13 protein-coding genes are annotated in these 12,985 nt (G+C 32.7%); 6 read left to right on the forward strand and 7 right to left on the reverse strand.

The features are described 5' to 3' along the window. Positions 1-5 precede the first annotated feature (5 nt). The 3 genes from VDP25_RS14895 to VDP25_RS14905 are packed head-to-tail and all read right to left on the reverse strand — an operon-like array spanning position 6 to position 2,917. Complete coding sequence (locus VDP25_RS14895) at positions 6-491, reverse strand: DUF2271 domain-containing protein (protein ID WP_334471123.1); 486 nt, start codon at positions 489-491, stop codon at positions 6-8. A 13-nt stretch (positions 492-504) separates the two neighbouring features. Continuing rightward, positions 505-1,977, reverse strand: a complete 1,473-nt coding sequence (locus VDP25_RS14900) for an ankyrin repeat domain-containing protein (protein WP_334471124.1) — start codon at positions 1,975-1,977, stop codon at positions 505-507. A 37-nt stretch (positions 1,978-2,014) separates the two neighbouring features. Further along, positions 2,015-2,917, reverse strand: a complete 903-nt coding sequence (locus VDP25_RS14905) for a DUF6607 family protein (RefSeq protein ID WP_334471125.1) — start codon at positions 2,915-2,917, stop codon at positions 2,015-2,017. Positions 2,918-3,019: 102 nt separating this feature from the next. Between VDP25_RS14905 and VDP25_RS14910 the strand changes: the two genes are divergently transcribed. Together VDP25_RS14910 and VDP25_RS14915 are read left to right on the forward strand one after the other, a co-directional pair. Then, on the forward strand, positions 3,020-5,158 hold the full coding sequence (locus tag VDP25_RS14910) for a TonB-dependent receptor plug domain-containing protein (protein ID WP_334471126.1): 2,139 nt from the start codon (positions 3,020-3,022) through the stop codon (positions 5,156-5,158). A gap of 12 nt (positions 5,159-5,170) precedes the next feature. Further along, entirely contained in the window at positions 5,171-6,268 is a 1,098-nt protein-coding gene (locus VDP25_RS14915) for an HmuY family protein (RefSeq protein ID WP_334471127.1), read from the forward strand. Positions 6,269-6,320: 52 nt separating this feature from the next. On the opposite strand, the gene VDP25_RS14920 is transcribed toward VDP25_RS14915, so the two are convergent. The 4 genes from VDP25_RS14920 to VDP25_RS14935 all read right to left on the reverse strand — a co-directional run bounded on the left by VDP25_RS14920 (position 6,321) and on the right by VDP25_RS14935 (position 9,768). Continuing rightward, a complete protein-coding gene (locus tag VDP25_RS14920) occupies positions 6,321-7,184 on the reverse strand; it encodes a hydroxymethylglutaryl-CoA lyase (protein WP_215925032.1) in 864 nt (287 codons plus the stop codon). Between the two features lie 137 nt (positions 7,185-7,321). After that, positions 7,322-8,071, reverse strand: coding sequence for a hypothetical protein (locus VDP25_RS14925; RefSeq protein ID WP_334471129.1), 750 nt, complete (start codon positions 8,069-8,071; stop codon positions 7,322-7,324). 4 nt (positions 8,072-8,075) lie between these two features. Further along, a complete protein-coding gene (locus VDP25_RS14930; protein ID WP_334471163.1) occupies positions 8,076-8,693 on the reverse strand; it encodes a LysE family translocator in 618 nt (205 codons plus the stop codon). Between the two features lie 46 nt (positions 8,694-8,739). After that, positions 8,740-9,768 (reverse strand): quinone-dependent dihydroorotate dehydrogenase, encoded by a 1,029-nt coding sequence (locus VDP25_RS14935; RefSeq protein ID WP_334471131.1) that lies wholly within the window; start codon positions 9,766-9,768, stop codon positions 8,740-8,742. Between the two features lie 148 nt (positions 9,769-9,916). Between VDP25_RS14935 and VDP25_RS14940 the strand changes: the two genes are divergently transcribed. The 4 genes from VDP25_RS14940 (at position 9,917) to VDP25_RS14955 (ending at position 12,965) form a co-directional block, all read left to right on the forward strand. After that, positions 9,917-10,747: a universal stress protein gene (locus tag VDP25_RS14940; RefSeq protein ID WP_334471133.1), complete on the forward strand. Its 831-nt coding sequence runs from the start codon at positions 9,917-9,919 to the stop codon at positions 10,745-10,747. Between the two features lie 18 nt (positions 10,748-10,765). Beyond that, positions 10,766-11,995 (forward strand): peptidase T, encoded by a 1,230-nt coding sequence (gene pepT, locus VDP25_RS14945; RefSeq protein WP_334471135.1) that lies wholly within the window; start codon positions 10,766-10,768, stop codon positions 11,993-11,995. Between the two features lie 98 nt (positions 11,996-12,093). Beyond that, a complete protein-coding gene (locus tag VDP25_RS14950; protein ID WP_215925037.1) occupies positions 12,094-12,549 on the forward strand; it encodes a hypothetical protein in 456 nt (151 codons plus the stop codon). A gap of 47 nt (positions 12,550-12,596) precedes the next feature. After that, positions 12,597-12,965 (forward strand): DUF2200 domain-containing protein, encoded by a 369-nt coding sequence (locus VDP25_RS14955; protein ID WP_334471137.1) that lies wholly within the window; start codon positions 12,597-12,599, stop codon positions 12,963-12,965. Positions 12,966-12,985 lie beyond the last annotated feature (20 nt).

Genomic DNA, 12,985 nt, shown 5'->3' on the forward strand with positions numbered 1-12,985 from the left:
CGGTTTTATTGAGGCATCATTCGGATGTAACGAATAAATCCTTTTCCTTCTACTTTAGATTTTACGGTTTCTGAAGTCAACTCAAATTCTACATCACTTTCGTAATACTCTTGGTCTTCAACAGCGGTTTCAAATCTTAACTTGTAACCTTTATCTAATTTGTCATTATCAATTTCAATGACACTTATAGCACGTTCGCCTCCGCTAATAGTTGCTCCTGTAATGGCATCGATATCTGGCCTTCTTTTCCCATAATAGTCCCACCACGATTCAATGGTATTGTACCACTCATCATCATCTCCTTTAACGTTTAAGGTTTCTACATAGTCGCCTTCAGGATTTAATAATGAAATGACAATATAGGCTCCTTCTCCTGTATAATTTGTCATTTGAATCATACATTTATACTTTGCTGATTCTGTAAAATTAGTAAACGATACTAAACTAAAAGCTACAATACCTAATAATGCTATAATACGTATATTCTTCATCTTAAAAATTCTATTACTTTAAAAATTCTATTGAAATATTGTTTTTCTTTAACAACTCATTTTCTTTTGCCAAATCATAAGCAGATTCCTCAAAATCTGTAACAATTTGCTTTTTTGCACCGTGTTTTAGTAAAAATTTTAGAACTGAATTGTCCTGTGCTTTCATTGCTGCGATATGTAACGCGGTATTACCTTCATTATTTTTCGCATTAATATCTTGATCCATTGTTATTGCAATTTCTAAAAGCTCAATACTATTCTTTTCTACAGCCAAATGATACCATGTATTGCCATTTTTCTGAACCGTAGTTAAATCGACTTTATTCTTTTTAAGTACTTCCATCTTTTGAATAAACTGCTCTTTATTTCGCTTAGAGTATGACTCTACTAAATAATATACAAGGTTATTACCATCAGCATCAATAATAGTCGTATCATATCCTTTTTCAATTAAATATGTAACCATATCTGGGGAATTTCCTTTTAACGCTAATGATAATGCTGATTGGCCATGTTTATTAATTGTATTAATAGTTTTCAATTTCTCGACTAAGGCTTTAACGACGATTAAATCATTTCTAGAAGCCGCATTCATAACCGCATTATTTCCTTTAAGGTCTTTAGTACTTACATCTAACCCTTTTTCTAATAAGAAATTTATAATTTCTAAGTCTTTACTTCTAGAAGCTAAAACGTGTAAAGGAGTAATTCCTTCTTCATTAGATACATTTGGGTTTAAACCAATACGTTCTAAATACTTATAGACTTCAATACCATTAGCTGATCCTCTAGTACCATTTGCTGCAAATATAAAGGCTTCATCAGTACCTTTAATTCCTTTCTTTAAAAGAGAATTCATTAACGCTATATGACCCGTTTTAGCTGCATAATTAAAAATACCATTCCCTGCTTTGTCAACACTATTAATATCTAAACCTTTAGATTGGAAATAGGTCATTAATTTAAAATCCTTATCATATGGTGCTGCAAGTAATAAAGCATTAGCTCCATTAGGGTTTGTTTTCTTTATTAATTCTGCATCATACTTTGTTAATATGTCATAGACTGCCGTATTTGCTTGTCCTGAAGCTGCTGCAAAATTAATAATGGTATTCCCTTTATCGTCTGTTATATTAGTTTTTGCCCCATTTTCTAATAGATATTCCACCAATTTAGCATTGCCTTTATAAGCTGCCCAAAACGCATAGGTTCTACCATCGTGAGTTAGTTTATTGACATCATTTCCCTTTTGAGAAATCATATAAGTAATGGTCTCTAAAGGTGCGTCTTGCAAGGTTGCATAAACCACACCATCAAAATTGTTAGCATTAGCTTCAGCAGGATTATTGCCTTCTTTTATTTTTTGCTTTACAGTTTCTACCGTTGGCTGAGTTCCCCAAAATTCACGATCTAAAAAGATATTCTTACTCTGTGCAAAAGTGGATAACGACAATGCTAAAAAAAGCATAACTACTATCGATTTCATTGTTTTCATATATATGATTGATTTATTTTAAACTTATTTATTTTACAAAAGATTCTATAATACGATTAATTTCTTTTTTAGCTGTTATTTCATCATCTAATAAGTATTTAAACAACACTTTATTATCCACTTTTTCAGCCAAGGTTAAATCTTTATTTCTGCCATAAACTGCATCCCATTTTGTTCTTACCAAAGCCCATTTATCTTGTTGTGCTTTCCACCAATCTTGTGACGCTTGACATCTACTATCGTCTACTTTTTTATAGGTATTATACCCTTTTTCCTTAGCAATAATCACGTCTTCTTTTCCTGCTTCTCGTAACACTTTCTCATTATCTTGATCGTGTACCCAACCAAAATCTGTAATCTCGTGACGGTTACCTCTTAATGTAATATTGTAATCGTTACGTTTGGTGTATTCACGTCTTGGCAATGGTGCTGTTGTCTTATTTTCCCAATAGTGCTTACCATCGACATGAACCCAAGTTCCTGAACCTTCATAACGTGGACTATCATCTACCTGAAACACTTTCTGCGTCCACTGCCCTTTTACATCATCCTTGGATTTTTTTTCAAAGGTCCAATTATTATCTCCATTATACATATAAAACTCTTGATTTTGAAATAACCAATCTTGTCTCCAGTGTTTTACAATATGTGGACTATCAGGTCGTCCGACTTGCAATAAATGTTGAATTGAAATTTTATCATCTTCATCTTCTATAGCAAAAGCGTACTCTAAGCCTTTATCAACTTTGGTTTCTGAAGGTCTATAAAGCGAATCATTACTATAGTTGAAGGTCTCCGTAAAATTGAACGTTACTTCAAAACAACCACACATCGCTTTAATGGCTTCTTGATCTAGAGTTTTCTTCTTTTGTGCATTACTACTTAAAGTAAATGCTAATACAATGGCTAAAACGGGTACTACTTTTTTCATATTTAAAAGATAAATGATGTGTTTAAAAATTATTTAAAAAAAACTATTCTTATTTAGAATGAATTAAAATAAGATTTTATATTTGCGACAAATTTATCAAGAATGAGTCTAAATAAAAATAAAATCACAATTTATTTTTCAATAATTTTCTTTTCATGGGCTTTCTCCCAAAAAAGAGAAACCACAGTTGATAGTACCAAAACAGAATCTTTAGATGAAGTTGTTGTAACAGGCCAATATAATCCCACCTCAATAAAAAAATCTGTACATAATGTCATTGTGATTAATAGAAAGCAGATAGAACAAGTTGCGGCTAACAATCTGGCCGATTTATTAAATTTCAATCTTAACCTTACTATTATTCCTAATGCACAAACAGGACGCTCTACGATTTCGTTCTTTGGCTTAGATTCACAATATTTCAACATTTTAGTAGATAACATTCCACTAGTTAGTGACAATGGCTTAGGAAATGATATTGATTTAACCCAAATTAATCTTGACGACATTGAACGTATTGAGATTGTTGAAGGCGCCATGGGTGTTGAATATGGTGCGAATGCTGTTTCAGGAGTAATTAATATCATTACCAAAAAATCTATAACTAACGATTGGCGTATTCAAGCCTATATACAAGAAGAAACCGTAAGTGACGAGTATGCTTGGTTTGATGAAGGCAGACATATACAATCTTTTAGTGTGGCTCATAACATAAATGAGAAATGGATGGCTAAAATTGGAGCTAACCGAAATGATTTTGCCGGATTTTTCAACCAACGTCAAGGGCAAGATTACTACCAAAATGATGGGCTTAGAGGCTACGAATGGTTACCAAAACAGCAATTAAACACCAATGCTTTAATTAATTATAAAGGCAATAATTTTAGAGTACTATACAAGTTTGAATACTTTAACGAGCAAATTAATTACTATGATGCCGCCGTAAGAGCGAATATAGATACTCAAAATCAAACTAGTAATCCATCGGCTACAGATCGCATATTTACCACCAACCGCTTTGTAAACAACTTAAATATTGATGGTAACCTCAACTCTGGAGCTAACTATAACGTAGCACTCTCCTATCAGCAGCAAGAACGCGACTTAAACGAATTTAACTATTTTATATTAAGTAAAGAACGTAGTAATGAAAGTGACGAAACCTACCAATCTAGTAAAGTCGTATTTTCTAAAGGTACTATAGACAACTTAGTAAAAAGTGATTTTTATAATTTCCAACTCGGTTATGAAGCGCGTTATATAGAAGGCTTTGACACGCAAGCTACAGGCGATGTCACCCAACAAGATAAAACCAACACACAGACTAATTCTGCCATTTTTGGATCTTCAGAATTAAGCTTTTCAAATAAATTCTCTTTACGTCCTGGTGTACGCTATGAATATAATTCCCTTTTTAAATCGAAATTAATGGGCTCTTTAAGTGCGCGTTATTTAATGGATCATGGTTTTGAACTTAGAGCCAACGTTGGTACCTCTTATAGAACTCCTAATTTTGAAGAATTATACTACTACTTTGTAGATTCCAATCATGATGTTCAAGGGAATGAAAATTTAAATCCTGAAAATGGTTTTTCTGCCTTTGTGAATCTAAAAAAGCGAAGTTGGCTTAATGAGCTTTCTTTAGTTAACAACCTAAAGTTAAGCTATGTCGATGTTTCAGATAGAATTGATTTGGCTGTGGTTAATACCACTCCTTTACAGTATCAATTTATAAATATTGATAAATTCAAACTGTGGAGTCTTTCATTAGAAAACACATTGAAAGTCGACAATTTAGCATTCAATTTAGGTGCCACGTTTCAAGGTATTTCTAGAATAAATAACAATGAGGTCAATGGCAATGATGATTTTCTGTACAATTTTCAAATCAACACTAGTGCATCCTATTTTGTAGAACCTTGGAATACCTCATTCAGCTTACTATTAAAATACAACGGAGAACAAGAGCAATACATTGCATCTGGTTCTGATACGGATGGAAACTCGACCTTCTCAAAAGTAACAACAGACGCATATAGTTGGCTAGACGCCTCTGTAAAAAAATCCTTTTTAAACAACAAAATCAATATAACACTTGGTGGACGCAACTTATTAGATGTCACTAGTGTAAACGTAAGTAATACTGCTACTGGTGGCACACACACAACTAACAGCAATGCCTTATTATTAGGCTACGGAAGATCTTTTTATTTAAAACTATTGTATAACCTAAATTTTTAAACACTACATATTATGACAAATAAATTTTTAAAATTGGCTTTATGCCTATGTATTATTGCATTTTCTAGCTGTAGTAGCGACGACGACGTTTCTGGTCCACTTACTATTGTGATTGACGGTGCTTCTATCGCTCCAGAAGTTGGAGGTCCTAATCAACAAAACCAAGTTTATATTGACTTAAGTACAAATACAAAGACAGCTGTTCAACGTGATTCTTGGGACTTAGGATTTTATACAGGTTCAGATTTCAGAGTTACCATAAACGGTTCAATTGAAATGGCAGCTGCTAAACTTAGTACAACAGATATTAATGCTATTAGTTCCACCACACAAGAAGTAATTGACTTACAGCCTGCAGTCGCAGTTGGTACATTTGACAGTACTAATATAACTTATGTAGATGGGTTTGATGGTAATATCAATGATACCGCTATAGCGCCAATCTCTTCTACTGATTCTGAAAACTATGTCTATTTAATAAATCTTGGTAATGAAGTTGGTACAACAACACCTGAAACTGGTTCTGTTGCTTTAAAAGGAGAAGAGAGAGGTTGGAAAAAAATACGTATTCTGCAAGATGCCAATAATTACGTACTTCAATATGCAGATTTGGACGCCACTACACACGAGGAAATCACAATTTCTAAAGACAGCAACTTTAACTTTACATTTTTTAGTTTTAATACAGAGAGTATTGTTAGCGTTGAACCAGCATCTTCAAATTGGGATTTAAACTTTACAACCTTTACCGATGAAGTTTTCGCCGGAGCAGATAGTTATGGTGCGTATTTCTATGGAGATTTTGTAGCTTCAAATAACTTAGCTAACGTAGATGTTTATATGATAGATACTGAAGAAAATACGGAACTATCTTATGACAATTTTACGTTAAGTGATGTTACGACTTCTAATTTCTCTAACGACCAAAGAAGCATTGGGAGTAGTTGGAGAAATGGTGGTGGACCAGGTTCATTACCTTCTCTTAAAGATAACGTCTTTTATATAATTAACGATACAGATGGTAATCTTTACAAATTAAAATTCTTAGCCTTAACTAATGCAGAAGGTGAGCGTGGTCATCCTGAATTTGTATATAGTTTATTACAGTAAACTTTTAAAATAGATATTAAAAAAGCCTTCATTTAAAAATGAAGGCTTTTTTTTAATGATACATGCTAAAAATCTTAGTTGCTTCATTATAAGAACTCTCAAAACACATCGCATTGAGGTCGTGAGCTTTTTTCTGAGTAAAATACGATAACATTTTTTCGGTTGGCATATTCCCTGTAAGATCATCTTTTGCCATTGGGCAACCACCAAACCCTTGTATGGCGCCATCAAAACGTCGGCAACCAGCATTATATGCAGCATCTACCTTTTCGAACCAAGTTGTTGGTGTGGTATGCAAATGTGCACCAAATTCTATATTTGAATATTCGGGGATTAAATTTGAAAATAAATAGTTGATATTCTCTGGATCTGAACTTCCAATAGTATCACTCAAAGATAAAATACCAACTCCCATTTTAGATAAGCGTTCCGTCCACTCCCCTACGATATCTACATTCCAAGGATCACCATAAGGGTTTCCAAAACCCATTGAAATATAAACCACAACTTGCTTATTGCTTTTGTCTGCAACCTCTAAAATTTCAGACAAGGTCACTACAGATTGTGCTATGGTTTTATGAGTATTACGCATCTGAAAGTTCTCTGATATTGAAAATGGAAATCCTAAATAGTCGATTTCAGAATGCACCGAAGCATCATTTGCTCCCCTTGTATTTGCTATAATAGCGAGCAATTTACTTTCCGTTTTACTCAGATCTAATTGTGCTAAAACTTCGGCCGTATCAACCATTTGCGGAATCGCTTTGGGCGATACAAAACTTCCGAAATCAATAGTATCAAAACCAACACGAAGTAAAGATTGAATGTATTGTACCTTCTTTTCTGTAGGTATAAAAGCCTTAATGCCTTGCATGGCATCTCTTGGACATTCTATTATTTTAACCGTTTTATTCATTGGTTCAAATATACATTAATTGAAATTGAAATTGAACTCGAAATAAAATTTGAAGTTAAAACTTTAAAGCTTTGATTATAATATAAATGGTATTTATCAGTATTGATAAGAGGTTTCGTTTCTGTCTATTATTTTTATTAATTGAATAGCATTTCTCCTAAAAAGCCAAACCATATTGCAAAACCTAAAATTCCGCCAACTAATCCTGATACTATAAACGAAAAACGATATTTAATAGGAATAATTTTAAAAATAACATAAAACGAAATTGTTAAACCTATTATTAAACTTATCGTTGGAATGACCCATTCATTACACCCCAAATATCTTGATATTTTAAATTCATCTGCATGAAAACTCGACTTAGAAAGACATATTACACTATAAGATGCTTGCGCATAATTAAACACTTCTCGAAGTGCAAATAATGACATAAAAACAGCTAACCAATCCATAAGTTTAAATTGGTCTTTCCTTTTTTTTCGCCTAAAAAATAAAATCAATAAACCAATAAAACTAGTAAGTAAGGTTTGTAAAGGTCCTCCTAAAGCTACATACAAAGCATGAGTATCTGGTATAGAAGGATACTTTTTATCTAAAACCAAACTAAGGGCTTCAACTTTTGACTTTATATCTGTTGGCCAAGACCCGTAAGTATCATAGTCATATTCGGCGACTATATTATTGAGCTCTTTTAATGCAGGATCTTTCAAATAACCTTTCTGAAAATAATTCATACTTCCGTAATCTAAAGCTATATCATAACCAAAGTATTTAGCTACAGCAATATGACCAAACTCATGAGAAAGTGTTCCGATAATGGTAAATAGAATAAATGAACAAAAAACAACAAGCGAAAACTTAGGAAGAAAATGGAATCTTAGCATGACACTAAGTTAAAATAAAAACCGCAATTCCTACAAAAACTACAATCTGAAGCCATTTTAAAACGAAACCTGAGTTTTTATGTTTTAAGGTATAGGTTTTAATTTTTCCGGCTAGCAAAGCAATTATTGAAAATATAAGAAATGACACCAACATAAAAAGGCCTCCCAAAATATAAAATTGCCAAATGGTATTCATTGAATCACTAAATAAAAACCCAGGAAAAAAGGCTAAAAAGAAAATAGTCACTTTGGGGTTGAGGACATTCATAAAAAAACCTTGAACAAATAATTGTTTTAAGCTCTTCTTAGGCACATGTTCGGAATTAAGATTAAGACTAGTATCAGATTTATAAACTTTGTAAGCGAGATACAATAGGTAAAGCGAGCCTAAAATTTTAATCCCTAAAAATAGGTTTTCATTTGCTGCGATTATGGCTGAAACACCAAATGCTAATAAGGTGGTATGGATAATGCAACCTGTAATTAGACCGCAAACGGTTGCCATTCCATAAGATTTACCATGACTAATACTTTGCACTAAAACATAGATATTATCTGGTCCTGGCGAAATTGCCAATACTGATGACGCTAATGCGAATGATATGAGAATGTCGTAATTCAGAATATCTTGATTATGGTTTTAAATTACGCTAGTTCTAACAAACAGTCTACTTCAATAAAGCTTTATTAATCCGTTTTATTAAACTCGGCCCTTCATAAATAAAACCCGTATACACCTGAACCAAATCGGCTCCTGCCGCTATTTTTTCTAAAGCATCTTCTGCAGTATGAATACCTCCTACTCCAATAATTGGAAATGCTTTGTTGCTTTTTTTTGCTAAATACTGAATGACTTTAGTCGATTTATCTTTAATTGGTTGTCCGCTTAAACCACCATTACCAATTTCTGTAAGACGAGCATCGCTTGCTTTTAAACCTGTTCTGTCAACAGATGTATTGCTAGCAATTACACCATCGAGGTTGGTTTCTGCAATCAACTCTATAATTTCATCCAGTTGCACATTGTTTAAGTCTGGTGCTATTTTAAGAAGAATAGGCTTCTGTTTACTAAATGTAGCATTGGCCTTTTGTACGGTAGAAATTAGTTCTAACAAATAATCTTTATCGTTAAGTTTTGCATGGCTTCCAACGTTTGGACAACTGACGTTAAGTACAAAATAATCGACATAAGGATGTAAGGCATTAAAGCATTCTAAATAATCTTTGGTATAATCATCCGGAAGTGTTTGGGTGTTTTTTCCAATATTTCCACCGATTATAAGTTGTCCTTTATTCTTTTTAAGTTGTGTTATTGCTGCTTCTAAACCTTCATTATTAAAACCCATTCGGTTAATAATGCCTTTATCATCTTTTAGTCTGAATAAGCGTTTTTTAGGATTTCCTTCTTGTGCTTTTGGAGTTACCGTTCCTATTTCAATAAAACCGAATCCAAAATTGGCCAATTCATTATATAAAACCGCATTTTTATCAAAACCTGCAGCTAAACCAACGGGGTTTTTAAATTTCAGACCAAACAACTCTCGTTCTAATCGTTTATCTTCAATTAGGTATAAAGATCTGAATAGGCTTTTAATTCCTGGTAGTTTTGATACATTTCGAATTAACGAAAAGGTAAAATAATGCACTTTTTCAGGATCAAAAAGGAATAAAATAGGTCTGACTAAAACTTTGTACATGAGAACGATTTTGCTTTACAAAAATAAACAACTCCACGTTAAAACAAACCATAATTTAAGCTATTAATTTTAACAGAAACTGTTATATATCATTATTTATGCTTAAGTTTTTTACTAACTTTGAAATCCAAACAAAAATCAAATTATCATGAAAAAAATTATAGTTCCAGTCGATTTTTCTAAACACTCAGAATACGCATTAGAAACAGGTGCTGCATTAGCAAAACAAAACAATTCAGAATTAATTGTTATGCACATGCTAGAAATGTCAGAATCTATTTTTTCTGCCTCAAGTGACGAACGCGGTGAAGAGAATGCATTTATGCTAATGGTTGCTAACAAAAATTTTGAAGCATTTTTAGACCAACCATATCTCGAAGGCGTTGAAGTAACACCAATGGTTAAATATCATAAAGTTTTAAAAGAAGTTGCAGCTGTTGCAGCCGATGTTAATGCCGATTTAATTGTTATGGGTTCTAGAGGACACAGTGACCATGATGGTATTTTTACAGGTTCTAATACAGAAAAAGTAGTACGTTACAGTAACACACCTGTACTAGTTGTAAAATCTAAGCCATCAACTGTAAGTTTTGAAAATATTGTTTTAGCTACTGATTTTTCTGAAGAAAGTGTTCCGGCAGTTAAAAAAGCACAAGAATTACTATCTAAATTAGGTAAAAAAACAGCTTTATTACACATTAATACTCCTAATTTAGGATTCTTAAGCACAGATGAAATTGACGCTAAAATTGCTGCATTTTTCAACAAAGCCAATCTAAAAGAAACAGATGTGACTGTGGCTCGTATTTCAGATCATAACGTTGAAGACGGTATATTAAGTTTTTCTAAAAGAAACAAAACAGATGCTGTAGCAATGATTACACATGGCAGAAAAGGATTAAGTCATTTCTTTGGAGGTAGTATTTCTGAAGACGTAGTTAATCACAGTAAACTTCCTGTTATCACCTTTAAACTTTAATTCTATAATAAAAACTTCATGCAGCATATTATAAACCGTTTTATTAGTTATGTAACTATAGACACGGAATCCGACCCAAATTCTGAAACTACGCCAAGTACCGAAAAGCAGTGGAATTTAGCCAATAAATTGGTTGAAGAATTAAAAGAAATTGGCCTAAGCGATGTAACCATTGATGAGAATGCATACATTATGGCAACCTTACCAAGCAATGTAGATCATCAGGTACCAACTATTGGATTTATTTCACATTTTGATACCTCTCCAGATTTTACAGGAGCAAATGTAAAACCTCAAATTATTGAAGATTATGATGGTAAAGACATTGTTCTCAACGCCGAGGAAAATATCATTTTATCTCCAGATTATTTTGAAGATTTACTAATGTATAAAGGTCAGACCTTAATTACAACAGATGGTACAACACTTTTAGGAGCAGATGATAAAGCCGGAATTACAGAGATTGTTTCTGCAATGGAATACCTTATTAATCATCCTGAGATTAAGCATGGAAAAATAAGAATTGGGTTTACACCAGATGAAGAAATTGGTAGAGGAGCACATAAATTTGATGTTGAAAAATTCGGCGCAGATTGGGCTTATACCATGGATGGTAGCCAAGTTGGTGAATTAGAATATGAAAATTTTAATGCTGCTGGAGCAAAAATCACTGTAAAAGGTAAGATTGTTCATCCTGGATATGCTAAAGGCAAAATGATCAATTCTATGTATTATGCTTCAGAATTTATTAATACTTTACCAAGATTAGAAACGCCAGAACATACAGAAGGTTACGAAGGTTTTTTCCATTTACATAACATGGAAGGCGAAGTTGAAGAAACAATTCTTCAATATATTATTAGAGATCACGACAAAGATAAATTTGAAGCACGAAAAGCTTTATTAGAAAAAATTGTTTTTGATTTAAATACAAAATACGAAAGTGAGGTTTTTAAAATTGAAATTAAAGACCAGTACTTCAACATGAAAGAGAAAGTAGAGCCTGTAATGCATATTGTAGATATTGCAGAAGAAGCTATGAAAGCTGTTGGAGTGACTCCGTTAATAAAAGCAATACGTGGCGGAACTGATGGTTCTCAACTCTCTTATATGGGATTACCTTGCCCAAATATTTTTGCTGGAGGTCATAATTTCCATGGTCGTTATGAATATGTTCCTGTAGAAAGTATTCAAAAAGCAGTAGACGTTATTTGCAAAATTGCTGAACTTACAGCTAAACAAAACTAGTCTCCGCTTTAACCTTTTATATTAGTTAGTAGTATTGACTTAATTTTTTATTAAGTTTACTACTAACTTTTTTATTGTAATACTTTCTGTTATCTCTTATGAAAAAAATAGCATTCGTCATATTCTTCTGCTTTCTGCTAATCGGTTGTAGCAAACTATTAGGTGAGGAAGTCGCCAGACTAGAAATAAACAAAACAAGTAATACCGAACTTTACCCAAAAGAAGCCGCTCTTAGCCTTTCAAAAGGTGAAAAAATTTCATTTTGGACAGATACAGATGTTGTATATGAAGATGATGTTGCTCTTATATATACCGTTGAAATATGGAAAGATTCTGTCAACATAGGAGGATTAAAATTAGATGCTTTAAAAACAAACCCAACAGTAATGGAACTTAGAAAAACAATAGGAAATAAAACATCTTGGAGTTTTTCTGGTAAGATGAAACATATAACTATAAAGGAAACAGGCAACTATACGTTTAAAGCTATTTTGAACTCCTCTGATAATCCATCCTTAAAAATTAACAAAGCAGAACTCGTATTAAAAAAATAACTATTGAATTTACTATTAGCTTTCTTTTCTTTATAAAAGTAAATATTATGAGTATAACAACACCAGAACACGATGCGCGTGTAGCAAAATTAACATTTGCATCTGTTTACCCACACTACATCACAAAAGTTGAGAAGAAAGGCAGAACAATTGAAGAATTGCACCAAGTAATAGAATGGTTAACTGGTTTTGACAACAAAAAACTACAAGAGCTTATTGAAAAAAAAGTCACTTTTAAAACCTTCTTCGAAAAAGCAAAACTAAACCCAAATGCACATCTAATTAAAGGTGTAATCTGCGGCTACAGAATTGAAAACATAGACACTCAATTAACACGAGAAGTAAGGTATTTAGACAAACTTGTAGATGAATTAGCCAAAGGACGTAAGATGGAAAAGATTTTGCGTAGCGCTTAAATGGCTTTGCTATACTTGAA

Source organism: Winogradskyella sp. ECml5-4, assembly GCF_036903175.1.
Lineage (GTDB): Bacteria > Bacteroidota > Bacteroidia > Flavobacteriales > Flavobacteriaceae > Winogradskyella > Winogradskyella damuponensis.